Origin of the sequence: Arthrobacter sp. Marseille-P9274, assembly GCF_946892675.1 — a bacterium.
GTDB lineage: Bacteria > Actinomycetota > Actinomycetes > Actinomycetales > Micrococcaceae > Crystallibacter.
In genome coordinates this window covers 40,056-62,347 of sequence record NZ_CAMPOV010000001.1, presented here as the reverse complement: position 1 = coordinate 62,347, position 22,292 = coordinate 40,056, and the positions used below count along the sequence as shown (strand labels likewise).

The 22,292-nt window shown below is 70.1% G+C and carries 21 protein-coding genes; 9 read left to right on the top strand and 12 right to left on the bottom strand.

The window, feature by feature from the left end; genetic code table 11:
* The first annotated feature begins 8 nt into the window (after nt 1-8).
* On the top strand, nt 9-803 hold the full coding sequence (locus OC550_RS00230; RefSeq protein ID WP_262103306.1) for a class I SAM-dependent methyltransferase: 795 nt from the start codon (nt 9-11) through the stop codon (nt 801-803).
* A gap of 36 nt (nt 804-839) precedes the next feature.
* On the opposite strand, the gene OC550_RS00225 is transcribed toward OC550_RS00230, so the two are convergent.
* Nucleotides 840-998: a hypothetical protein gene (locus OC550_RS00225; protein WP_262103305.1), complete on the bottom strand. Its 159-nt coding sequence runs from the start codon at nt 996-998 to the stop codon at nt 840-842.
* A gap of 62 nt (nt 999-1,060) precedes the next feature.
* The gene (locus OC550_RS00220; protein ID WP_262103304.1) at nt 1,061-1,891 is read right to left on the bottom strand and encodes a hypothetical protein; all 831 of its coding nucleotides are present in this window, start codon (nt 1,889-1,891) and stop codon (nt 1,061-1,063) included.
* Nucleotides 1,892-2,238: 347 nt separating this feature from the next.
* Between OC550_RS00220 and OC550_RS00215 the strand changes: the two genes are divergently transcribed.
* The 3 genes from OC550_RS00215 (at nt 2,239) to OC550_RS00205 (ending at nt 4,616) form a co-directional block, all read left to right on the top strand.
* Nucleotides 2,239-3,702 (top strand): aldehyde dehydrogenase family protein, encoded by a 1,464-nt coding sequence (locus OC550_RS00215; RefSeq protein ID WP_262103303.1) that lies wholly within the window; start codon nt 2,239-2,241, stop codon nt 3,700-3,702.
* 154 nt (nt 3,703-3,856) lie between these two features.
* Nucleotides 3,857-4,174 (top strand): hypothetical protein, encoded by a 318-nt coding sequence (locus OC550_RS00210; protein WP_262103302.1) that lies wholly within the window; start codon nt 3,857-3,859, stop codon nt 4,172-4,174.
* 85 nt (nt 4,175-4,259) lie between these two features.
* Entirely contained in the window at nt 4,260-4,616 is a 357-nt protein-coding gene (locus OC550_RS00205) for a hypothetical protein (protein ID WP_262103301.1), read from the top strand.
* A 40-nt stretch (nt 4,617-4,656) separates the two neighbouring features.
* Here OC550_RS00205 and OC550_RS00200 read toward each other — a convergent pair whose 3' ends face one another.
* From OC550_RS00200 to nirB, 3 genes are read right to left on the bottom strand one after another with little or no spacing between them, the layout of a single operon-like run.
* Entirely contained in the window at nt 4,657-5,838 is a 1,182-nt protein-coding gene (locus OC550_RS00200) for a uroporphyrinogen-III synthase (RefSeq protein WP_262103300.1), read from the bottom strand.
* Nucleotides 5,839-6,864 carry a uroporphyrinogen-III C-methyltransferase gene (gene cobA / locus OC550_RS00195; RefSeq protein WP_262103299.1) on the bottom strand — a complete coding sequence of 342 codons (1,026 nt, stop codon included), beginning with the start codon at nt 6,862-6,864 and terminating at the stop codon, nt 5,839-5,841.
* A 1-nt stretch (nt 6,865) separates the two neighbouring features.
* On the bottom strand, nt 6,866-9,628 hold the full coding sequence (gene nirB / locus OC550_RS00190; protein WP_262103298.1) for a nitrite reductase large subunit NirB: 2,763 nt from the start codon (nt 9,626-9,628) through the stop codon (nt 6,866-6,868).
* 357 nt (nt 9,629-9,985) lie between these two features.
* On the opposite strand from nirB, the gene nirD reads away from it, so the two are divergent.
* Nucleotides 9,986-10,381: a nitrite reductase small subunit NirD gene (nirD, locus tag OC550_RS00185; RefSeq protein ID WP_262103297.1), complete on the top strand. Its 396-nt coding sequence runs from the start codon at nt 9,986-9,988 to the stop codon at nt 10,379-10,381.
* Nucleotides 10,378-11,208 (top strand): sirohydrochlorin chelatase, encoded by an 831-nt coding sequence (locus OC550_RS00180; protein WP_262103296.1) that lies wholly within the window; start codon nt 10,378-10,380, stop codon nt 11,206-11,208. The genes nirD and OC550_RS00180 overlap by 4 nt, the downstream gene beginning before the upstream one ends.
* Nucleotides 11,209-11,214: 6 nt before the next feature.
* On the opposite strand, the gene OC550_RS00175 is transcribed toward OC550_RS00180, so the two are convergent.
* The 4 genes from OC550_RS00175 to OC550_RS00160 form a co-directional block, all read right to left on the bottom strand.
* Entirely contained in the window at nt 11,215-11,436 is a 222-nt protein-coding gene (locus OC550_RS00175) for a hypothetical protein (protein ID WP_262103295.1), read from the bottom strand.
* Nucleotides 11,433-11,726 (bottom strand): cyclopropane-fatty-acyl-phospholipid synthase family protein, encoded by a 294-nt coding sequence (locus tag OC550_RS00170; RefSeq protein WP_262103294.1) that lies wholly within the window; start codon nt 11,724-11,726, stop codon nt 11,433-11,435. The genes OC550_RS00175 and OC550_RS00170 overlap by 4 nt, the downstream gene beginning before the upstream one ends.
* A 22-nt stretch (nt 11,727-11,748) precedes the next feature.
* Nucleotides 11,749-13,509, bottom strand: a complete 1,761-nt coding sequence (locus tag OC550_RS00165) for a phospho-sugar mutase (RefSeq protein WP_262106208.1) — start codon at nt 13,507-13,509, stop codon at nt 11,749-11,751.
* A gap of 102 nt (nt 13,510-13,611) precedes the next feature.
* A complete protein-coding gene (locus tag OC550_RS00160; protein WP_262103293.1) occupies nt 13,612-14,412 on the bottom strand; it encodes a purine-nucleoside phosphorylase in 801 nt (266 codons plus the stop codon).
* Between the two features lie 197 nt (nt 14,413-14,609).
* On the opposite strand from OC550_RS00160, the gene OC550_RS00155 reads away from it, so the two are divergent.
* Both OC550_RS00155 and OC550_RS00150 read left to right on the top strand, forming a co-directional pair.
* Complete coding sequence (locus OC550_RS00155) at nt 14,610-16,013, top strand: NAD(P)H-quinone dehydrogenase (RefSeq protein WP_262103292.1); 1,404 nt, start codon at nt 14,610-14,612, stop codon at nt 16,011-16,013.
* Between the two features lie 64 nt (nt 16,014-16,077).
* Nucleotides 16,078-16,863 (top strand): SGNH/GDSL hydrolase family protein, encoded by a 786-nt coding sequence (locus OC550_RS00150; RefSeq protein WP_262103291.1) that lies wholly within the window; start codon nt 16,078-16,080, stop codon nt 16,861-16,863.
* 47 nt (nt 16,864-16,910) lie between these two features.
* Here the strand turns inward: OC550_RS00150 and OC550_RS00145 are convergent, their stop codons facing one another.
* The 3 genes from OC550_RS00145 to OC550_RS00135 all read right to left on the bottom strand — a co-directional run bounded on the left by OC550_RS00145 (nt 16,911) and on the right by OC550_RS00135 (nt 20,630).
* Nucleotides 16,911-17,579, bottom strand: coding sequence for a DUF3060 domain-containing protein (locus OC550_RS00145; RefSeq protein WP_262103290.1), 669 nt, complete (start codon nt 17,577-17,579; stop codon nt 16,911-16,913).
* A gap of 169 nt (nt 17,580-17,748) precedes the next feature.
* Entirely contained in the window at nt 17,749-20,274 is a 2,526-nt protein-coding gene (locus tag OC550_RS00140) for a Tex family protein (protein ID WP_306556894.1), read from the bottom strand.
* A gap of 5 nt (nt 20,275-20,279) precedes the next feature.
* Entirely contained in the window at nt 20,280-20,630 is a 351-nt protein-coding gene (locus OC550_RS00135) for a hypothetical protein (RefSeq protein ID WP_262103289.1), read from the bottom strand.
* 201 nt (nt 20,631-20,831) lie between these two features.
* Between OC550_RS00135 and OC550_RS00130 the strand changes: the two genes are divergently transcribed.
* A complete protein-coding gene (locus OC550_RS00130; RefSeq protein ID WP_262103288.1) occupies nt 20,832-22,235 on the top strand; it encodes an MFS transporter in 1,404 nt (467 codons plus the stop codon).
* Nucleotides 22,236-22,292 lie beyond the last annotated feature (57 nt).

Here is a 22,292-nt window from a genome sequence, read left to right as displayed (position 1 = left end):
GTTGATCCATGCATAACCTCTGGGATTCCCTCGTCTTGCTGCCGACTCTGGCCAAGCTCTCCTCGCGCGTGCCGAAGAATCCGCACATGGCGTGGGAGCGGTACTGGGCCGGGATCAGCCATACCGGGCGGGGAGGCCAGGTGCTCTGGGACGCCGGGGCCGCCTCCGAACGGGAGCGCTACGAGGAGCAGATCCGCGCCCAGCTGGATCCTTCGCTGCCGGTGATCGATGTTGGCTGCGGCAACGGCACCTTCACGCGGTGGCTGGCCGGGATGTTTCCCGAGGCGATCGGCGTGGACGTGTCGGACAGCGCCGTGGCACGGGCGGGCGCCGAAAGCGGTGACCTGCCCAATGCCCGGTTCCTCGCCGTGGACGCGACGGCCGACGGCGCTGCCGGTCTGCTGCGCGAGGCGGCCGGCGGCGACGCGAACGTGTTCCTGCGCGGCGTGCTGCATGTGCTGGACCAGGCGGAGCAAGCCCGGCTGGCGGCGAATCTGCACGCCTTGGTGGGCCGGCGCGGACGCGTGTTCCTGGCGGAGACGAACTTCCAGGGCAACAGGTTCCAGTACGTGGCCCATCTCGGGGCGGACCGGCGGGGCATCCCCGGACCGCTGCGGCGCGCGATCGAGGGGCTGCCGATGCCGGGACACTTCGGCCGCCGCGAATGCCGGCGCGTCTTCGATCCGGCCGCCTGGGAGCTGCTCGCCGAAGGCCCTGCGGTCATCGAGGCGGTGCCGATGAAGTCCAGCGGTTCGACCGAACGGATCCCGGGCTATTTCGCGGCGCTGAGCGCGCTCGGCTAACCCGGCCCGGCGGGCTCAGGTTCAGGCCAGCGAGGCTCAGGCCTTGGGATGCTCGTGGGCTTCCTTCTCGCGGGCCTCTTTCTGGTGCTGCTCGAGCTTCTCCTCCGCTTCCCGGCGGCGTTCGGCAATGGCTCGGGGATCGCTCGCCGGCAGGTCCTCGTCCTCGTGGTGGCCGTGGCTGTATCCGTGCCTCATGAGGGCATCGTCGCACAATCCCGGGTGGCGGAAAAGGGGGCCTGAGCAGCCTTGTGGACGGCTCAGAGTTTGCGGCCGGCCAGCAATTTCGCCGCCGCCGTTCCCCGCGCCCCCGAGCAGTTCTTGGTGTACGTGCCGAAGATGAGCTTGCTGTTCACACCCATGCGGAAGGCCATGCAGTCCGCGGCCATTTCCACGCCGCGGGTGGTCTTGTAGATGGAATTCAGCTTCTTGTGCAGCGTCGGCTGCTGGGACGGCGAGTAGAGGCTGAACTGCCGCACGTGCGCGCATTCGTGCAGGGCCGCATACTTCAGCAACTGGCCCGCCGGGCGGCGTGCCACGTTCATCCGGAGCGATGTGCTGTAGGTGTAGCTGCGGGTGCGGCTTTCCGTCAGGATGATGACGTTCGGGCAGTACTTCTTGACCGTGTTGTACACCGTCCTCTTGTAGCCGGTGTAGTGCCGCGGGTTCTGATGCCGCAGGGTGGCCGTGGCGGAAACCCACTGCTTCTCCAGCTTCGTGGCGCTGACGACCAGGCGGTACTTTTTGACCACGCTGGCCGTGGTCTTGGTGGTCCGGACGGTCACCGCCGTGGAATTGACCAGGCCGGCCTGCTTGCGCCAGCTGAGCTTCCGCAGCGTGACCCACTTGCCTCCGCGGCTCTCCTGCAGCACCCCGGTCCGGTTGGACTTGATGTTCTTCAGGTAGTAGCTCTGGCCGAAGCTCTTGTTCGAGGCGACGTAGCCGCCCGCATTGTTGAAGAGGGCCTTGGCGTTGGTGCTGCCGGCGGCGACGACGGTAGTGGTGGTGGCTGCCGTGGCCGGCTGGGCCGCCGGCAGGAGGGTGCCGAGCGCCAGGGCGCAGGTGAGCAGGGCGGCTGGAATTTTCCTCACGTCGAGTGTCCTCTCGAGGAACGGGCACGGACCAGAGCCCCACACCAGCCATGCCCGCGAAACTATGGATGGACTTCAATCGTCGCCGCAGGGGGGAAATGGGGCAACGCCGAAAACGAGGGAGTGGCGGGACCGGATTCTGAGGGGCCGGACGGCGAATTTTGGGGGTCCCGACGGCGGAACCCGGCAGCCCGGCGGGAGGCAGTCCTCGCCGCGCGGTGCAAGCGCGGTGCCGGCGAACGACGGCGGTGCCCTCCCTATCTTTCGGTGCTGGTCAGTGGTAGCAAGGGAGTGTCAAGACGGGCCCTCCGCCCGAGGCGGGGGCCGCCGGACCTAGGGAGGCTTCAGTGGCAATCACACGTGACCTGATCATCGGCGGCAAGCATGTCCCGGCCGCCTCCGGCAAGACCACCGAGGACATCAATCCCTATACCGGCGAGGCCTTCGCGTCCGTGGCCGCGGCCGGGGCGGAGGATATGACAAAGGCGGTGGATGCGGCGGCAGCCGCCTTCGACGACTGGGTGGCCATGGCCCCGAGCGCCCGAAGGAAGATCTTCCTGAAGGCCGCGGACCTGCTGGAGGAACGGGCGGAACAGGGCGCCGAACTGATGGCCGGCGAGGTGGGCGGGGTCAAGCCGTGGTCGCTGTTCAATACCGGGCTGGCCGCCAACATGCTGCGCGAGGCGGCCGCCGCCACGACGGCCACCCGCGGCGACGTGCTGGCTTCCGACATGCCCGGCGCCTACTCGCTCTCCGTCCGCCAGCCGTTCGGAGTGGTGGGGGCCATGTCGCCCTGGAACGCGCCGTTTATCCTGGGCATCCGGGCCATCGCCATTCCGCTGGCCGTCGGCAACACGGCGGTGCTCAAGCCGAGCGAGGACGCGCCGCTGGCCTGCGGGCTCTACCTTGCGGATGCGCTGCTGGACGCCGGCCTGCCGCCGGGCGTGCTCAACGTGGTGACGAACGCGTCCGAGGATGCCGCCGACGTCGTTAGCGCCATGATCAGTGACGAACGCGTCCGGATCGTGAACTTCACCGGGTCCACCTCGGTGGGCCGGAAGATCGGCGTTATGGCGGCCGAAAACCTCAAGCCCGCCGTGCTGGAGCTCGGCGGCAAGAACAGCCTAGTGGTGCTCAAGGACGCGGACCTGGATTACGCGGTGAACGCCGCCGTATTCGGCTCGTTCATGAACGCCGGGCAGATCTGCATGTCGGTGGACCGCGTGGTGGTGGACCAGAGCCTGGCCGAGGAGTTCACTGAAAAGTTCGCGCGGAGGGTCTCCGCGCTGCCGACCGGGGACCCGGCCGATCCGGCCACGGTGATCGGCCCGGCGGTGAACGCGAAGTCCGCGCACCGGCAGTACGAACTGATCGACGATGCGGTGCGGAAGGGCGCGACGGCGGTGGCCGGCGGGCACAAGCTGGACCATTCGATCGTACCGGCCACGGTGCTGACCGGAACCACGCCCGAGATGAGGATCTTCCACGAAGAGATCTTCGGCTCGGCGACCACCGTGCTCCCGGCGCGGGATCCGGAGCACGCGGTGGAGCTGGCCAACGACACGAAGTACGGCCTGACCGCCGGCGTGATCAGCGAGAACATCCACGAAGGACTCAAGGTGGCCCAGCGGCTACGGACCGGGATCGTGCACGTGAACGACCAGCCGGTGGCCGACGAGCCCATGGCCCCGTTCGGCGGAATCCAGAACTCCGGCTATGGAAAATTCGGCGGCCAGGCCGGCATCGATTCCTTCACCGAGCAGCGGTGGGTGACGATCCAGCAGTACGGCCACGCCCAGTACCCGATCTGACGAAATGCCGCCCCCGGAGGTAGCGTGACCTACTTCACCCGAGTGTGCGCCCGGACACGCCGAAGGGGGCTGTTGGCCGCCGGGATGAAACGTTACGATGTGGCTGTTGCCATCCGAAGACGGTGGCGCGCTTCCTCCCCGGAAAGGCCAATCAATGCCGCACGAGCCCTCGACGCTGCGCCGTTTCGAACCCGTACCCGTTGCCGTGGACGCCTCCGCCATTGCCGGGCAGCAGTCAGCGGTGCTGGAGGCCGAGATCCGGGCCCTGCTCAGCGAGCTCGAGGGCAAGATCACCCGCTTTACCTGGCTCAATTCCTCCGCCGGCGTCAGCGCGCGCCAGCGGGAAGAGAACCTGCACTCGCTGACCTTCATGCAGGTGGCGCTGGAAGACGTCGGAGCCACCGTGCTCGGCATCTCCGCAGCGGCGCCGGCGGGCGAAGAGCCAGCGCTGGACCTGCCCACCTGCAGCTAGGTTCTGTCCGGAACCGGCCGTCCACCTGCGGCCGGTCTTCCGCTGCGGCGTTCCCTCCGGTTCCCGCCGGGAGTATCTTGAGGGGATGGTCCTGCCCGCCGCCGATGCGGCCAAGCCCCGCTGGCCCGGCTGGCTGGCGCTCGGACTCTGCGCGGCGGCCGTTGCCCTGATCTTCGTCGGCTTCCCACTGCTCCTGCAGGGGCTGTGTGCGCTGGACAACGCCTGCACGGCGGCCGAAGCACGGGCGTCCGCCGCCGGGGCGGCGCTGGCCCAGATCGGCCTGCTCGGGGTGCTGCCGGGCATGGTGCTCGGAGCCGTCGCCGTCTTTACCGGACGCGGCCGGGGCGCCGGCGTCTGCTCCCTGCTGCTGCCGCTCACCCTGCTGGCCCTGTTCTGGCTGTATGCCGCCGCGGTGCCGGCCGGCGACGGAATCGTCGCCTGAGCTCCTGCCGCCCGGGCACGCGGCCGATCCCGCCCAGCCGTTACACGTTGAGCCGGTAGCCGCGCTTGATCACGGTGGCGACGAGCGACGCGTCCGGCAAAGCCTGGCGGAGCCGGCTCACGGCCATGTCCAGCGCGTGTTCGCCGGGGGCGTCCGGCAGGCACTGCTGAAGTGACTCGCGCGGCAGCACCGCGCCGCCGGCCGTGGCGAGGGCACGAAAGATGGCCATGGGGGTGGGGGAGAGGTCCGTGCGCCGGCCGCCGAGGATGACGGAGCGGCCGCGGATCTGGACTTCGCCGAGGGCCGTGCCAATGCGCTGGATCCGGTTTTCGGACAGGTGCTCGACGACCAGCCGGATGAGGGCACCCATCCGATAGCGCTCGGGCATCAAGGGACGGATTCCCGCATCCTCCAGCGGGCGCGCGGTGACCGGCCCGACGGCGGCGGCAACGACGTCGTCCCTGAACGCCTCCACGAGGGCGTCATACCGGCCCATCTCATGCGCGGTGCTGAGCAGCGCGTCGACGGCCGGCGCGCTGGTGAAGGTGACCACGTCCAGCTGCCGGGCGACGGCCGCCTCGATGAGTCGGCCGACCTTCTCTTCCGATCCGGCCGGCTTGACCCAGCGGTAGGGGGTGACGGTCAGGACCCGCGCCCCGGCGTCCCGGAGCCTGGCCAGCTGGGTCGTGTCGGTGTAGCCGTGCAGCTGCACCGCGACGGTGGAGCCGGCCACGCCCTCGCCCAGGAGCAGGTCCACCAGGCTGGAGGTCCGTTCGTCGTGGCTGATGCCGGCGTCGTTGAGGCCGGCCGCCCGGACGGCACCGCGGGCCTTCGGACCCCGCACGAAGATCCGGGACGCCTCGAGGGTTTCCATCAGCTCCTCACCGAGGCCATGGACGTCCGCGGCCTCGGTCCAGCGGCGCATGCCGTAGGCGGTGGTGATCATGGTGGCGTCCGGCCGGGCATGCAGGATGGCCGCGGTGTCCTGCAGCAGCGCCCGGTCCTCGGCCACCGGGGCGATCCTCAGCGCCGGGGCATGCAGGACCTGGGCGCCTCGGCGTTCCAGGGCGGAGATCAGGTCGTCGGAGCGCCGGTCCGAGGTGACGCCGATGCGGAAGCCGGCGAGGGCCTCCGCGTTCGGCGCTTCGACCAGGGCGCGGACCTCTTCCAGCGATTCGGGCGTGCCGTGGCCGGGCGGGCGGCCCGTGGTGGTCTCGGTCATTCAGGCTCCCACCGTTTCGGCCAGGCGGGCGAGCTGCCCGGCGCCGTTTTCGGAGCAGGTCGCCAGTTTGACCACTTCGCCGATCACGAGGATGGCGGGGGACTTGACCCGGGCCGCGCCGGCGGCGGTGACGATCCCGGTAAGCGTGGACACCGTGGTGCGCTGCGAGTCGCTGAAGCCACGCTCCACCACGGCCACCGGCATGTCGGCGCGCATTCCCGCGCGGCGCAGGCCCGCGGTGAGCTGCGGCAGCGTGCCGACGCCCATCAGCACCACGACGGTGCCGCCGAGGCCAGCGAGGTGCTCGTGCTCGGCATCGGTCAGCGGCTGGTGCCCGGAGACCACGGTGAACATGTGGCTAACCCCGCGGTGCGTGACCGGAATGCCCGCCGCGGCCGGGACCGAGATCGCGCTGGTCACGCCGGATATCACGCTGACCGGGACGCCGGCTTCGGCGCAGCTCGCGGCCTCCTCCCCGCCGCGGCCGAACACGAACGGATCGCCGCCCTTCAGCCGCACCACGTTGTTTCCCGCCTTGGCCGACTCGATCATCAGCCGTTCGATCTCCCGCTGGGTCACCTTGTGGTGGCCGGGCTGCTTGCCCACGTCGACCAGTTCCGCCCCGGGGGCGAGTCGGGGCAGGTTGCCGTGCGGCGCCAGCCGGTCGAAGAAGACGACGTCGGCGTCCCGGAGCGCCTGCTGGGCGCCCACCGTGAGCAGGTCTTCGGTCCCGGGCCCGCCGCCGATCAAGGTTACGCGCCCGCCTGGGAGCGCCGGAGCCTCGCGCACCAGCAGCACCCCGCGCTCACCGCAGGCATCGGCCAAATCCGGCCACCCGCCGTCGTCCGCGGAGACCACCGCGGCCAGCACGGCGCCGTCGAGCAGTTCCGGGGTGAAGCGTTCCGGACGGGACACCGGGCGGACGACGGCCCCGGCGGCGGTGAAGCGGCGGACCGCGCGGCGCGCCTCGTCATGGGCGCCGGCGACGAGGACGTGCCGGCCGGTCAGGTCTGCGGTGAGCTGCATGTCAGGCTCCTTCGGAGGCGGACGATCGGACGGGAATGGTGGCGCCGAGCAGGACGGGTCCCTCGCCGGCGGCCGCGGCGGCCTTCTCCGCCTCCGTGGCGGGGCGGATCATGCCGCGCTCGGCGACATTGGCGATCGAGTCGTCCCGCTGGTCCGGGGCGTTGACGAAGGATCGGAAGCGGCGCAGCCGGTCCGGGTCCTTGAGCGTGGCCGCCCACTCGTCCTCGTAGTTCTCGATGTGGCGGGCCATCGCGGCCTCGAGGTCGGCTGCGATGCCGAGGGAGTCTTCGACGACGACGTCCCGCACGTGGCCGATGCCGCCGTCCAGGTCCTCCATCCAACGGGCGGTGCGCTGCAGCCGGTCGGCGGTGCGAATGTAGTACATCAGGTAGCGGTCCACGTAGCGGACCAGCGTCTCGTCATCCAGGTCCTTGGCGAGCAGCTGGGCGTGCGCCGGGTTGGCGCCGCCGTTGCCGCCGACGTAGAGGTTCCAGCCGTCCGCGGTGGCAATCACGCCGACGTCCTTGCCCCTGGCCTCCGCGCACTCTCGGGCGCAGCCGGAGACGCCCATCTTGAACTTGTGCGGCGCCCGCAGGCCCCGGTAGCGCAGCTCCATGCTGATGGCCATCGCCACGGAATCCTGCACCCCATAGCGGCACCAGGTGGAGCCGACGCAGCTCTTCACGTTGCGCAGCGCCTTGCCGTAGGCCTGTCCGGATTCGAAGCCGGCCTCCACCAGTTCCTTCCAGATCTCCGGCAGCTGCTCCAGCCGGGCACCGAACATGTCGATCCGCAGCGCGCCGGTGATCTTGGTATACAGGCCGTACTTCTGCGCGACCCGGGCGATCACGGCCAGCTTCTCCGGGGTGATCTCGCCGCCCGGGATACGCGGGACCACGGAGTAGGTGCCGTTCTTCTGCATGTTGGCCAGGGCGCGGTCGTTGGTGTCCTGCAGCGTTCCACGGCCGCCGTCCAGCGGGTACTCGGCGTGCTGCGAGGACAGGATGGAGCCCAGTGCCGGCTTGCAGATGTCGCAGCCGAGCGGCGGGACCGCTTCCACCGTGCTGTCGCCGTGCTCCAGCTCCACCGGAATGCCGAAGCGGGCGAAGACCTCGCCGGCGCTGCGGAGCCCGGTGGCACGAACCGCTTCGAACAGCTCGGCGCGCGAGAGGGCGAAGTGCTCGCAGAGCGCCTTGGAGACGGCGATGCCGTTGTTGGCCAGCTCGGTTTCCAGCAGCTTCTTGAGCATCGGGACGCAGGAGCCGCACTGGGTGCCGGCGCGGGTGCACGCCTTGAGTCCCCCGAGCTCCTGGATCGGATCCTGGCCGTCGCAGCTGCCGCAGCCGTTGACCGCGTCGCGGATGGAGCCGGCGGCGACGTTGTTGCAGGAGCACAGGATCGCGTCGTCCGGCAGTTCCGTGTCCGGAGCCTCCGCGCCGCCCGCCGCCGTCAGGTATGCCCCGGGTTCGGCCGGGAGCTCCCGGCCGAGCAGCGGGCGCAGGCTCTGGTACGGGGCGGCGTCGCCGACGAAGATGCCGCCCAGCAGCGTCTTCGCGTCGTTGCTGGTGACCACCTTCTGGTAGACGCCGCGGGCCGGGTCGGCGTACACGATCTCCAGGGCGCCGGGGGTCTTGGCGAAGCCGTCGCCGAAGCTGGCCACGTCCACGCCGGAAAGCTTGAGCTTGGTGGCGGTATCGAAGCCGGGGAACGCCGCCGTGCCGCCATGCAGCCGGTCCGCGACGATCTCCGCCATGGTGTTCGCGGGGGCGACCAGTCCCACGCAGAGGCCGCCGAAGTTGGCCACCTCGCCGACCGCCCAGACGTTCTCTACATCGGTGGCACAGGACTCGTCGATGACAATCCCGCCGCGGGCGCCCATCCGGAAGACCGGGACGAAGTCCTCGTCGCCCAGCTCCTCCGGCGCCTTCCCGGCCGCCGCCGCGGCCTCCTCCTTGGCCCGGCCGTTGAGCGTACGGGCCAGCTCGTCGCGCGGCCGGACGCCGATCGACACGACCACCATGTCCGCCTCGATGATCCGCCCGTCCGCCATTTCGACGCCGGTGACCCTTGCCGCGCCGTCCGGCCCTTCCTCGGTGAGCACCGCCGCCGGATAGACGCCGCCGTGGACCTCCAGCCCCTTCTCCGCGATGAGCCGGCCCATGGCCTGGCCCGCACCCTCGTCCAGCTGCGTGCCCATCAGCCAGGGGCCGCCGTCGATTACCACCGGGTTGGCCCCGAGCGACTGCAGCCCCGCGGCGGCCTCCAGGCCGAGCAGCCCGCCGCCGATCGTCACGGCGTTGACCGGCCGGCCGAGCCGTTCGCCCAGTTCGGCGACCTGCCGGTTGATCTCCCACACGTCCTCCAGGGTCCGGTAGACGTGGGTGTGCTCGTTGCCCGGAATCGGCAGCCGGGCGGCGTTCGAGCCCGTCGCCAGCACCAGTTCGTCGTAGCCGAACCGCCCGCCGTCGGCCGTGATGACCTCCCTGGCGGCCAGGTCCAGGTCGACCGCACGCGCACCGGTAACCAGGGTGACGGCGTCGTTGTTCCACAGCTCCCGGTCGCCGAGGGTGAGGTCCACTCCGGTCTCGGTGAGGGCCCTGCTCAGGGCCACCCGGTCGTAGGGCAGGTGCGTTTCCTCGGTCAGCACCGTGATGGCCAGGCCGGCGGTGCCGCGTGCGCACATCGCCTCGGTGAAGCGGTGCGCTGCGGGCCCGCCGCCGACCACGACAATCCGGCGTGCGGCTGGGGAACTGTTCTGGTTCATGGCCTACCTCGGGTTCAAATTGGCTTCCGCCGGCAAGGACCGACGCTGCATGGCTTCCACGCTAGGCGGACGCCGTTGCACGGCAATTTCCCTTCTGTTTCCCGCAGTTGACGTTTCCTCCGGGTTTTCGGGGGAGCGAGGTGAGGATTTGGAAACCTGCCGGAAACAACGACGGCGGGCCGCGGGTTTTCGGGCCCTGCGGCCTTTGCCGCCGGGCCCGCCGAAGCATCACAGCGCGGTTCTCCGGCCGGTGAGGAGCGTTTTACGCGGCCGAAACCGGGCGGGAGCAAAGCCCGAAACATCGGCTCCGTAGCGTGGGGGCCATCCTTATCCGACCGACACCGAACGGGGTTCACGATGACCGTACTGACCGCTGAGGAGACCCGACTGGACGGCCTGACGCTGCGCTGGCACGCCGTCTGCCCTGTGGACGAACTGGAGGTCGCCTGGGGTGAGGCGGCGCTGGTCGAGGGGGAGCAGGTGGCGCTCTTCAAGGTCTCGGCCACCGAGGTGTATGCGGCGGCGCAGCGGGATCCGGCCACCGGCTCCTGCGTGATGGCCCGCGGCATCCTCGGCAGCAAGGGCTGGCGCCGCACCATCGCCTCGCCGCTGCACAAGCAGGTCTACGACCTGGCCACCGGCGAGTGCTACAGCGACCCGGAGCTTACCCTGCCGGTGTTCCCGGTGCGGATCGAGGACGGCGTGGTTTCCATCGGCCTGCCCGTAGTGTCTGCCGTGGAGGCCGCCGTATGAGTCCCGCCGAAACGCTGCTGATTCCGCGCCGGCCGGTGCGCAGCCGCTTGCCGGAACCCGAGCTGGATACGACGCCGGAGAACTTCGCCTGCGAACCCTGGGGCGGCATGGTCGCTGCGGAGACGGCGACCGCACTGGTTGCTGCCTCGCACGGCACCGCCTCACCCGCCGGGCAGGCGGCGATCCGCGGACTGGTCGAGGCCGTCGCGCGGCACCGGCCTGACCTGGCCGTCCGGGAAGCCTTCGTCGACGTCCAAAAGCCTGACGTGCCGACCGTCCTCGCCGGTCTGAGGGAGGAGACCCGTGTGGTTCCGCTGCTGCTCTCCGCGGGCTACCACGTCCACGTGGATCTGGCCGAAGCGGCGGCATCATCGGACCAGGTCTCGGTGACCCGCGCGCTCGGGCCGGACCAGCGGCTGGTGAAGGTGCTGGCGAAGCGGCTGCAGCAGGCCGGGCTGCGCCGCGGAGACCGCGTGGTCCTGGCCTGCGCCGGGTCCACCGATGCCCGCGCGGTATCCGACTGCGAGACCACCGCCCGCCTGCTGTCCGCGTTCCTTGGCATGGACGTGGCGGCCGGCTACATCTCGGCCGCCGAACCCGAGTTGAAAGCCGCCGTAGCCGCCGAACAGGCGCGCATCGCCCGGCGCCGACTGGCCGGACGGCATGCCCGCGTGGTCGTCGCCAGCTACCTGCTGGCACCGGGCTACTTCGCTTCGCTGGCGGCGGGCTGCGGAGCGGACCTCGTCTCCCTGCCGCTGCTGGTGCCGAACGAGGAACCTCCCAAGGACCTCGTCGACCTCATGCTGGACCGCTTCGCCCGCGGCTGAGGCTGGTCAGAAGCGGACAGTGACCGCGCCGAGTCGGGGACCCGGACCGTGCAGGATTTCGGGCTCGAGGCCGTGCGCGCGCAGGGAGGCGGCCGCGCCATTAAGCTGGCGGTCCGGGCGGCCCGGCGTTTCGTAGACCAGCAGCAGCAGGCCATCGGGTCGAAGGACGCGGCGGAGGACCTGCAGTTCGGCGTGGGCAGGGCCGGTCCAGAAGGTGTTGATGTTCACCGCAAGGGCCTTGCCAAACGACGACGCCGGTGCCTCCAGCGAGGGGAGGGGAGGGGCGCAGTCCTGAGGTCGGCTGTGCCTGCCGCTAGTTCTGCACCAAGCCGGGCAGAGGCGCGGGCAACAGCCGTGGCGGAGCGGTCGATGCCCGTGATGTGCCCGCCGTCCAGGGCCCGGCAGGCCAGCTCCATCGCCGCGCCGGAGCCACAGCCGATCTCCAGGACCTCGTCATCGGGCTGCAGGTCGAGCAGCTCAAGCGCCCAGCCGATCCTGGCCGGTACTGCCGCTGGCATAGGTGCCCGTTGGCCCTTGGGATCAGAGGCCGAGCGCGTCGTTGATGTCCTCGAGCACGCGGTCCAGCCGCTCCCGCGCTTCGGCGTACCCGGCGGCCAGTTCGTCCGCGCCGTCGACCGGCTGGATGACCTCGAGGTAGCACTTGAGCTTCGGCTCGGTGCCGCTGGGCCGGATGATCACGCGGGAGCCGTCGCGGGTCAGGTACTGCAGGCCTTCGGTCGGCGGCAGTTCGGCGCTGCCCAGCGCCAGGTCGAGGCTGGACTCCACGGGGGAGCCGCCGAACGAGGCCGGCGGGTTCTCGCGCAGCCGGTGCATCATGGCGTCGAGCAGGTCGAGGCTGCCGACGCGGACGGACAGCTGGTCGGTGGCATGGATCCCGTGCGCCAGCTGAAGCTCATCCAGCTCGTCCTGCAGCGTCCGGCCCTTGGCCAGCGAATCCGCGGCGAGCTCGGCGATCAGCAGCGCCGCGGAGATGCCGTCCTTGTCCTTGACCAGGTCCGGCGCCACGCAGTAACCGAGGGCCTCTTCGTACCCGTAGCTCAGGCCGGGAACACGGGAGATCCACTTGAACCCAGTCAGCGTCTGCCGGTGGGCGATGCTGTGCCATTCGGCGATCTTGCCCAGCAGCCGAGAGGACACGATCGAGTTGGCGAAGACCGCCGGGCCAGCCACCGGGGCAGGCGAGGCGCCCTCCTTGGTCCTCGCGCCGCCGTCCTTCGCGGCATCCCGCGAGGCCTGGGCGGCGAACCGCGCGGCCAGGTGCGCGCCGAGGAGCGCGCCGACCTCGTCGCCGCGGAGCATTTCCCACTTGCCGCTGGCCGGCCGCCTGACCGCGACCGCGGCCCGGTCGGCGTCCGGATCATTGGCGAGCACGATGTCCGCGCCGATCCGCTCGGCCAGTTCCTGCGCCAGGTCGAGGGCGCCGGCCTCCTCCGGATTGGGGAAGGCGACCGTGGGGAAATCCGGGTCCGGCTGCGCCTGCGGCTCCACCAGGGTGACGTCCGCGAAGCCGGCACGCTGCAGCACCGACAGTGCGGTCCGTCCGCCGACACCGTGCAGCGGCGTGAGCACGATCTTCAGGCGCCGCGATGGAAACAGCCGCGGATCCGCCAGCGCCGTCACGGCGTCCACGTACGCATCCTCGATGGAGCCGGATTCGCCGCTGGACGGCAGCACGGTCCAGCCGCCCTCGGCCAGGGCGATACCCTCGATTCCGTCGAAGGCGGCGATCTCCGCCGCGATCTGCGTGTCCGACGGCGCCACGATCTGCGCCCCGCGGCCCGCGACGTCCGTGGCGCGGCCGCCCAGGTAGACCTTGTAGCCGTTGTCCTGCGGCGGGTTGTGGCTGGCGGTGACCATCACCCCGCCGTCACAGTCCAGCGCCCGCACAGCGTAGGCGAGCACCGGCGTCGGCAGCGCCGAGGGCAGCAGGAAGGTCTCAATGCCGGCGGCGGTGAAAATGGCCGCGGTTTCGCTGGCGAAGACATCCGAGTTGCGGCGGGCGTCATAACCAACGACGGCGCGCGGCCGGCTGGTGGTGCCGACCTTCGCCACGAGGAACCTGGCCAGGCCGGCCGCTGTGCGGCGCACGACCACTCGGTTCATCCGGTTGGGTCCGGGTCCCAGCGCCGCGCGCAGGCCGGCGGTGCCGAACTGCAGCGGGCCGCTGAAGCTGTCCGCCAGCTCCTGCCGGGCGCTGGCCGCGGCCTGCCCCTCGGTCCTGGCCGAGGCGAGCAGGTCCTGCAGTTCGCGCACGGTCTGCGGGTCCGGGTCCTGGGCCATCCACTCCTCGGCGGAGGCGAACAGCGAAGCGGGGTTGGCGGTGTCAGTCAATTCCGGTACCTGTCTGGTCGGCGGCCGCTGCGGCCGCGGGGCGGCTGGGCGTCAGAGCTTGGCGATGATGTCTGCCAGCAGGCGGGAGATCCGGGGGCCGGCGGCTCGGCCGGCCTCGATGACTTCCTGGTGGCTGAGCGGTGCCGCGCTGATGCCGGCCGCCAGGTTGGTGACCAGCGAGATGCCGAACACCTCCAGGCCGGCGTGCCGGGCGGCGATTGCCTCCAGCGCCGTGGACATGCCGACCAGGTCCGCGCCGATCCGCTTGGCGTACTGCACCTCGGCCGGCGTCTCGTAGTGCGGGCCGGTGAACTGCGCGTAGACGCCCTCGTCCAGGTCCGGATCGACTTCCCTGGCCAGGGCGCGGATCCGGGAGGAATACAGATCCGTCAGGTCGACGAAGGTGGCGCCCTCCAGCGGGGAGGTGGCCGTGAGGTTGATGTGGTCGCTGATCAGGACCGGCGTGCCCGGCTTCCAGTCCGGGTTGAGGCCGCCGCAGCCGTTGGTCAGCACCAGCGTTTTGGCGCCTGCCGCAGCCGCCGTGCGGACGCCGTGCACCACGGCCCGCACGCCGCGGCCCTCGTAGTAGTGCGTGCGCGCTCCCAGCACCAGCGCGCGCTTGCCGTCAGCAGTGAGCACGGAGCGGACGGTGCCGACGTGCCCCTCGACCGCCGGTGCGGAGAAGCCGGGGATGGCGGAGGCCTCCAGAGTGTGCGTGGTTTCGCCGATCAGTTCGGCCGCCCCGCCCCACCCGGACCCGAGCACCAGGGCCACCTCGTGGTTCCGCACGCCGGTCTGTTCGGCGATGTAGGCCGCTGCCTCCGCGGCCAGTTCAAAGGGATCTGTAGTCACACAGCTAACCTACCCGCTGCCCTGCCGCCGCTCCAGAGCGCACGCCGCGCGCCGTCGTCGTACGCTTCACACTTGCCCGCCGCGCGCTGCTCCCGGCGGAGATATGCGACGGGGACAGGGACGGCACCGAGCAGGTGCGGCGCCCGGACCCCGCCGTTCGGGTTGAGCAGGTCCGGGGCGTAGGACAGAATGGCCTTGTGTCGACCCAAATTGATTTCAGTGCCCCGCGTCTTGCCATCCTCGGCGGCGGCCCCGGCGGTTACGAAGCCGCCATGGTGGCCGCGTCCCTCGGGGCCAAGGTGACCGTCATCGAACGCAAAGGCCTCGGCGGCTCCGCCGTGCTGACCGACGTCGTTCCCTCCAAGACCCTGATCGCGACGGCGGACGCCATGCGCCGGGTGGCCGGCGCGCACGACCTCGGCGTGCGTTTCGACGAGCACGCGCACGCGGCCTACGCGGACCTGAAGACCGTCAACGCCCGGCTGCTCAAGCTGGCCGAGAGCCAGTCCTCGGACATCCACCGCGGGCTCGAGCGGATGGGCGTGAAGGTCATCATCGGGGAAGGCCGGCTGACCGATCCGAACTCCATCGCCGTGACCACCGAATCCGGCACGCAGACGGTGGACGCCGACGCGATCCTGCTGGCGACCGGCGCCACGCCCCGCGAACTGCCGACGGCGAAGCCGGACGGCGAGCGGATCTTCAACTGGACCCAGATCTACAACCTGACCGAAGTGCCCGAGCACCTGATCGTGATCGGTTCCGGCGTGACCGGGGCGGAGTTCGCCTCGGCCTACCGGCTGCTGGGCACCCGGGTCACGCTGGTGTCTTCGCGCGACCGCGTGCTCCCGGGCGAGGACGCGGACGCCGCCGGTGTCCTGGAGGATGTGTTCTCCCGCAACGGCCTGGAGGTCCTCTCCAAGTCCCGCGCCTCCGCGGTGGACCGGACCGAGGACGGCGTGCGGGTCACGCTTGCGGACGGGCGCACGGTGGACGGCTCGCACTGCCTGGTCGCCGTAGGATCCGTCCCGAACACGGCCGGCATCGGCCTGGAGGAAGCCGGCGTGGCACTGGCCGAAAGCGGCCACATCAAGGTCGACGGCGTATCCCGCACCACCGCGCCGAACATCTATGCGGCGGGAGACTGCACCGGTGTGCTCGCGCTGGCCTCGGTGGCCGCCATGCAGGGCCGCATCGCGGTGGCGCATCTGATCGGCGACGTGGTGAAGCCGCTGAAGCTCAAGCAGGTGGCCTCCAACATCTTCACCAGCCCGGAGATCGCCACCGTCGGCGTCACCGAAGAGGACGTGGCCGCCGGCAAGTACCAGGGCGATGTCATCAAGCTCTCGCTCAGCACGAACCCGCGGGCGAAGATGATGAACGTGACGGAAGGCTTCGTAAAGATCATCGCGCGCCGGGGGTCCGGCACGGTGATCGGCGGCGTCGTGGTGGCCCCGCGGGCGTCCGAGCTGATCTTCCCGATCGCCTTGGCCGTGTCGCAAAAGATGCACGTCGACGACGTTGCCAGCACCTTCACCGTGTACCCGTCGCTCACGGGCTCAATCTCGGAGGCCGCGCGGCGGCTGCACGTGCATCTCTAGGCGTACCGCCCGTAGGGTAGAGCCGGTAGAGCTACCTGGTCCGATACCGCAGGGGGACGAGCAAGTGCCGCGGGAGCGCTTTTATCAGAAGAAGGCCTGGCAAAACATCGGGGTCGCCGTGCTGGCGCTGCTGACGCTGGGCGCGATTGTGTATGCCTTCGTGCCGAAGCCGCCGCCGGTGGTGCCGGGCTCGGCGCCCGCGCCGTCCGTCCGGGCGACCCAGGATGCGCAGCAGGTTTCGGGGAAGCCGAAGGCGGTCTCCACGGCTTCGGCCACGGAGACGGCCGCCGCGAAGGAGGACAAGGAGCCGCCGGTCGCCGTCTTCCTGGGCGACTCTTACACCGAAGGCATCGGTGCGTCCGTGCCGGAGCGGCGCTGGAGCACCCTCGTGGCCGGGGAACTCGGCTGGGAAGAGGCCAACCGTGGCGTTTCAGGCACCGGCTACCACACCAGCGCCGGTGACGCGGAGTACCAGGGCCGGGTGGGCCAGGTGCTCGAAGACGAACCGCAGATCGTCGTGGTGTCCGGCGGGCAGAACGATTTCGGCACCTACGCCGTCGATCCGGGCGGGACGGTGCAGGCGATCGCCGGGCTGTACGAGGCGCTGCGGGAGGAACTGCCGCAGGCGGAAATCGTTGCGGTCGGGCCGTCGACACCCGCCAGCGTGGACCAGACCGTGCTGGCGATCGACGCGGCGGTCAGGGACGCGGCCGCCGCAGCCGACGCGACCTACGTGAGCCTGCTGGAACCGGACGTGCTGACCCCGGACATGGTGGTGGCGGACCAGACCCACGTGGATGACCGCGGGCACCGGGCCATTGCCGACCGCGTCATCGCTGCGCTCGAATAACCCCGGATAGCGGCGCGGGCGGGGCCGTTGCCGCCCCTGCCGGGGCCTCAGGCGGCCGCGATGTTGTTGTCCTCACCGGTGTCCTCCACATCCGGGGCGCCCGATTCGAAGGTGATGATATTGGCGCCGCCTGCCGCGTCGACCTCGCCGACCGTTCCGAGCGTGACCGAGTTGGCGTCGCCCTCCACCTTCAGCTCGGCGGCCTCCGTGGCATCGACCGTGTTGCCGTTGCCCGAAATGTCGAGCTCGTCGAGGACCTCCGCTTTGACCGTGACGTTGGCACCCGTGACCTCGATGTCCTGGCAGTGGCCGGTCACCACGAGGATGACATGGCTGGCCTCGATATCGATGCTGCCGCCATCGTCGCAGTGCAGCCGGACGTCCTGGCCCTCCAGCACGATGTTCCGTTCCATGCCGCGGGTCACTACGGGGCCCGGGACGGCCCTGCCTGCCGGTGCCGCCTCCACTCGCTCCGGGGCGGCCGGTTGGGGAGGTGCTGCGCCGGTGACTTCAAGACGCGTGGCGGCAGGTGGAGCGGCCGCAATAGCGGGCGAATCGGTCGTTGTTGCGGGTGCCGCAGCCGCATCGGCGTCACCGCGCACCGCCGTGCCGAGGTCGCTGGTTGCGCCCTGCGGTGCGGGATCGCCGGCACAGCCCGACGCCAGCAGGACCAGGGCCGCGCCGCCCAGCACTCCGCGCAGGATCAGATGCTTCAACCCGAGCCCCTTCCGCCGCCGCCGGTTCCGGCGGACCTGCCAAGGCCGCCAACGTAGCCCCGGAAGGATGGAAAATAGCTGGGATCCAGAATGCCTGAGGGCGGCACTCAACAGCCCGCCGGAGGGGCCCTGGCCGCGGATCTGCAACCGCGGCCCGAGTCCTGAGCTCCTACTTGCCCAGGCCTGCCCGGCGGAGCGCCTCGGCCATCGCGGTGTTGCTGTTGTTGCTGTTGCTGTTGCTGCCGCCCGCCTGCGGCCGCTGCTGGCGTCCGCCGTTGCCGCGACGTCCCTGCTGCGTCTCGCCGCCGCGGTTCCGGCCCCGGTCCCCGCCGCGGTTCCGGCCCGCGTCATCTTCGCGGTTCCGGGCCGATTCTGCCCCGGGCCGGGCGCCGTTGCGCTGGCCCTGCCGCGCGCCGCCCTCGGTGGGTGCTTCGTCGTCGAGGCGCAGGCTGAGCGAGATGCGCTTGCGGTCCGGATCCGCTTCCAGCACCTTGACCTTGACCACCTGGCCGGACTTGACCACCTCGTGCGGGTCGGACACGAACTTGTTGGACATGGCGGAGATATGCACCAGGCCGTCCTGGTGGACTCCGACGTCCACGAAGGCGCCGAAGGCGGCCACGTTCGTCACGGTGCCTTCCAGGATCATCCCGGGCTTCAGGTCGGAGATCTTTTCGACGCCTTCGGAGAAGCTCGCGGTAGTGAAGACGGGCCGCGGGTCGCGCCCGGGCTTCTCCAGTTCTGCCATGATGTCCCTGACCGTGGGCAGGCCGAACTTCTCGTCGACGAACGCCTGAGGATCCAGGGTGGCCAGCGAGCCCAGGCCGCGGGGCACGTCGGCCGCTGCGGCGCCGGCGGCAGCCAGCACCTTGCGGGCGACGCCGTAGGCCTCCGGGTGGACGCTGGAGGAATCCAGCGGTTCGGCGCCGCCGGTGATCCGCAGGAAGCCGGCACACTGCTCGAAGGCCTTGGCACCCAGCCGCGGTACCTTCTTCAGGTCGGAGCGCTTGGCGAACGGCCCGTTCTCGTCGCGGTACGCCACGATGTTCCCGCTGAGCAGCGGACCCACGCCTGCTACCCGGGCCAGCAGCGCCGGCGACGCGGTGTTCACGTCCACGCCGACGGCGTTCACGCAGTCCTCGACGACGGCGTCCAGCGACCGCTCCAGCTTGTTCGCCGTGACGTCGTGCTGGTACTGGCCCACGCCGATGGACTTCGGGTCGATCTTGACCAGTTCGGCCAGCGGGTCCTGCAGCCGCCTGGCGATCGACACCGCTCCGCGTAGCGAGACATCCAGCTCCGGCAGCTCGGCCGATGCCAGCGCGGAGGCGGAGTACACCGAGGCCCCGGCCTCGGACACCACGAGCTTCTGCAGTTTCTGCTTGGGCGCCATGAGCTTGATCAGCTCGTTGGCCAGCTTGTCCGTCTCGCGCGACGCCGTGCCATTGCCGATCGCCACGAGGTCCACCTGGTGCTGTTCGCACAGCCGGGCCAGCGTCGCCAGCGCGTCGTTCCACTTCTTTGCGGGGGCGTGGGGGTAGATGGTGCTGGTGGCCACCACCTTTCCCGTGCCATTGACGACGGCGACCTTCACGCCCGTGCGCAGGCCCGGGTCGAGGCCAAGGGTAGCCCGGTTGCCGGCCGGCGCGGCCAGCAGCACGTCGCGCAGGTTGGCCGCGAAGATCCGGACGGCCTCGTCCTCGGCGTCGGTGAAGAGCCGGACGCGCAGATCGATGGCCAGCTTCACGAGGATGCGGCGCCAGCCCAGCTGGGCGGTCTGCATCAGCCACTTGTCCGCCGGCCGGCCGCGGTCGGCGACGCCGAGGGCCCGTGCGACGCTGCCCTCGAACCGGGCGCGGGCCGCCGCGTACTCCTCCTGGTCGGAGGCATCCGCTTCGGCGATGTTCAGTTCCAGCACGCCCTCCTTTTCGCCGCGCAGCAGCGCCAGCACGCGGTGCGACGGCAGCTGGGAGGGCAGCTGGGCGAAATCGAAGTAGTCCGCGAACTTCTGCCCCTCGGCTTCCATGCCCTCACGGACCTGAGCGCGGACACGGCCCTGTGTCCAGACCCGCTCGCGCAGTTCGCTGACCAGATCGGCGTCCTGGCTGACGCGTTCGACCAGGATGGCGCGCGCCCCGGCCAGCGCCTCGGCCGGCTCGTTGACGGCATGCTCGGGATTCAGGTAGCCGCCGGCAGCGGCCTCGGGTTCGAGTCCAGGGTCGGCCAGCAGCGCGTCGGCCAGCGGTTCGAGGCCGGCCTCGCGCGCGATCTGGGCCTTGGTCCGCCGCTTGGACTTGAAGGGCAGGTAAATGTCTTCGAGCCGGGCCTTTGTGTCGGCGGCGTTGATGCTGGCTTCCAGCTCGGCGGTCAGCTTCCCCTGCTGCGCGATGCTCTCGAGCACGCTCTGCCGGCGGTCCTCAAGCTCGCGCAGGTAACGCAGGCGCTCTTCAAGGTCGCGCAGCTGGGCGTCGTCCAGCGTCCCCGTGACCTCTTTACGGTAGCGGGAGATGAACGGAACGGTGGAACCGCCGTCGAGCAGTTCCACGGCCGCCTTCACCTGCCACGGCTTGACGCCGAGTTCGTCCGCGATCTGTGCGTAGATGCGCGCGGCCAGGCGGGCCGGATCGGGGGCGGGCGATGCGGAAGCGGCGGCGGGATTTGCGTCGGGTGCGGCAGGGCGGGGCAAGTCAGTCACTGAACCTATTGTGCCGCATCCGGCGGCTCCGCCGGAGGCGCGGCGGGCCGCCGGGAAGGGTCACCGGGGTCGGGGTAATAGAAGCCGTAATCGTCGTACGGGTCCCGCCAGGCGGACTCGTCCCGGCTGATCCGCCGGACTGCCGACGCCGGTACCCACCGGGTCCGCGTCGAGCCACCGGCATCCACCCACTTGAGCTGGACGTCGGTCCGGGTCCACGAGATGGCCTTGGCGTCCACCGATTCGCCGCCGACGGTTGCCCGGACGTAGGGTTCCTGCCCGTAGCGGGCACGACCTACCCCGGTCCGCTGCCCCGGCCACCCGCCGTCGTCCTCCGCCGCTTCTCCTGCCGCCACATCCTCAACTCTAGGCACCGTCCCCGGGCCGCGGGCTCAGCAGTTGCCTGCGCGCACGGCCAGGCCGCGGGAGGGCAGGCTAGGCGGACCCTGGAGGCACACGCCACCGCCGTCCGTATTTCGAGACAGGAATCCGGATGCTGGACAGACGGGAGTAGCATTGTGGGCGATATTCATACTTTCCATCGAAAGCAACCCTTAATGTCCACTCCAGCACCCGCTGCACCGAACGTAACCTCCGCCCCCGCTAATTCGCGCGGCCGGGTCATCGTTGCGAGCCTCATCGGCACCTCCGTCGAGTTCTACGACTTCTACGTCTACGCCACGGCGGCGGTCCTCGTGTTCCCCGCCCTGTTCTTCCCGAACTCGGAGGGCATCTATGCGCTCCTGAGCTCCTTCGCCGTCTTCGGCGTGGCCTTCGTTGCCCGCCCGCTGGGATCCATCCTCTTCGGCCACTTCGGTGACCGGCACGGCCGCAAGGGGACGCTGGTTGCCTCCCTGCTGACGATGGGTATTGCCACCTTCCTGATCGGCTGCCTGCCCACGGCGCAGGTGCCCGGCTGGGCTTTTTGGGCTCCGGCCCTGCTGGTCCTGATGCGTTTTGCCCAGGGACTCGCGCTCGGCGGGGAGTGGAGCGGCGCCGCGCTGCTGGCCACCGAGAACGCGCCCGCCAACAAGCGCGCCATCTACGGAACCTTCCCGCAGCTCGGGGCCCCGATCGGCTTCATCATCGCCAACAGCCTGTTCCTGCTGCTGAGCATCAACCTGACGAATGAGCAGTTCATGGCGTGGGGCTGGCGCATTCCGTTCCTGGCGAGCGCCATCATGGTCATCATCGGCCTGTGGGTCCGGTTGAAGCTGGTGGAAACGCCGGCGTTCCAGAAGGTCATGGACAAGGGCGAGGTCACCAAGCTTCCGCTCGGCCGCGTCTTCAAGGTCAGCTGGCGCCAGCTCATCCTGGGCACCTTCATCATGCTGGCCACCTACGTGCTCTTCTACCTGATGACCACCTTCACGCTGTCCTACGGCACGGCCGCACGGACTCCGGACGAAGCCGCCGCCAAGGCCGAGGCCGCGGGCAAGGCCTTCGACCCGTCCACCTTCACAGAAGGCCTGGGCTATGCCCGCAACGACTTCCTGCTGATGCTGATCGTCGGCGTGGTGTTCTTCGGCATCTTCACCCTGGTGGCCGGTCCGCTCGCCGAAAAGTTCGGCCGCAGGAAGACCCTGATCGCGGTGACGCTGGGCATCTTCGTCTTCGGCTTCCTGTGGGTGCCGCTGTTCAACGCGGGGTTCGCCGGCACCATGTTCCATCTGATCCTCGGCTTCACCCTGATGGGCCTGACCTTCGGACCGATGGGCGCAATCCTGCCGGAACTGTTCCCGACGAACGTCCGGTACACCGGCTCGGCCATCGCCTACAACTTCTCCTCGATCCTGGGCGCGGCGCTGGCACCGTTCGTTGCCGTGGCACTCTGGCAGGCCGCCGGCGGCAGCACCGTGCTGGTGGGCCTCTACCTCAGCGGCGCCGCTGTGCTCACGCTGGTGTCCCTGCTCCTGAGCAAGGAGACCAAGGACATGGACTACGAGGGCGTCAGCAGCTGATTCCTGCATAGCCTGAGCGCGCTGGAACAGCTCAAGGCCCGCAGTTCCGGAAGGGAA

Bases quoted from the DNA above. Each gene is read 5' to 3' on its own strand.
- OC550_RS00230 (WP_262103306.1), top strand. From the start codon at position 9: ATGCATAACCTCTGGGATTCCCTCGTCTTGCTGCCGACTCTGGCCAAG.
- OC550_RS00225 (WP_262103305.1), bottom strand. From the start codon at position 998: ATGAGGCACGGATACAGCCACGGCCACCACGAGGACGAGGACCTGCCG.
- OC550_RS00210 (WP_262103302.1), top strand. From the start codon at position 3,857: ATGCCGCACGAGCCCTCGACGCTGCGCCGTTTCGAACCCGTACCCGTT.
- OC550_RS00205 (WP_262103301.1), top strand. From the start codon at position 4,260: ATGGTCCTGCCCGCCGCCGATGCGGCCAAGCCCCGCTGGCCCGGCTGG.
- OC550_RS00200 (WP_262103300.1), bottom strand. From the start codon at position 5,838: ATGACCGAGACCACCACGGGCCGCCCGCCCGGCCACGGCACGCCCGAA.
- cobA (WP_262103299.1), bottom strand. From the start codon at position 6,864: ATGCAGCTCACCGCAGACCTGACCGGCCGGCACGTCCTCGTCGCCGGC.
- nirB (WP_262103298.1), bottom strand. From the start codon at position 9,628: ATGAACCAGAACAGTTCCCCAGCCGCACGCCGGATTGTCGTGGTCGGC.
- nirD (WP_262103297.1), top strand. From the start codon at position 9,986: ATGACCGTACTGACCGCTGAGGAGACCCGACTGGACGGCCTGACGCTG.
- OC550_RS00180 (WP_262103296.1), top strand. From the start codon at position 10,378: ATGAGTCCCGCCGAAACGCTGCTGATTCCGCGCCGGCCGGTGCGCAGC.
- OC550_RS00170 (WP_262103294.1), bottom strand. From the start codon at position 11,726: ATGCCAGCGGCAGTACCGGCCAGGATCGGCTGGGCGCTTGAGCTGCTC.
- OC550_RS00165 (WP_262106208.1), bottom strand. From the start codon at position 13,509: ATGGCCCAGGACCCGGACCCGCAGACCGTGCGCGAACTGCAGGACCTG.
- OC550_RS00130 (WP_262103288.1), top strand. From the start codon at position 20,832: ATGTCCACTCCAGCACCCGCTGCACCGAACGTAACCTCCGCCCCCGCT.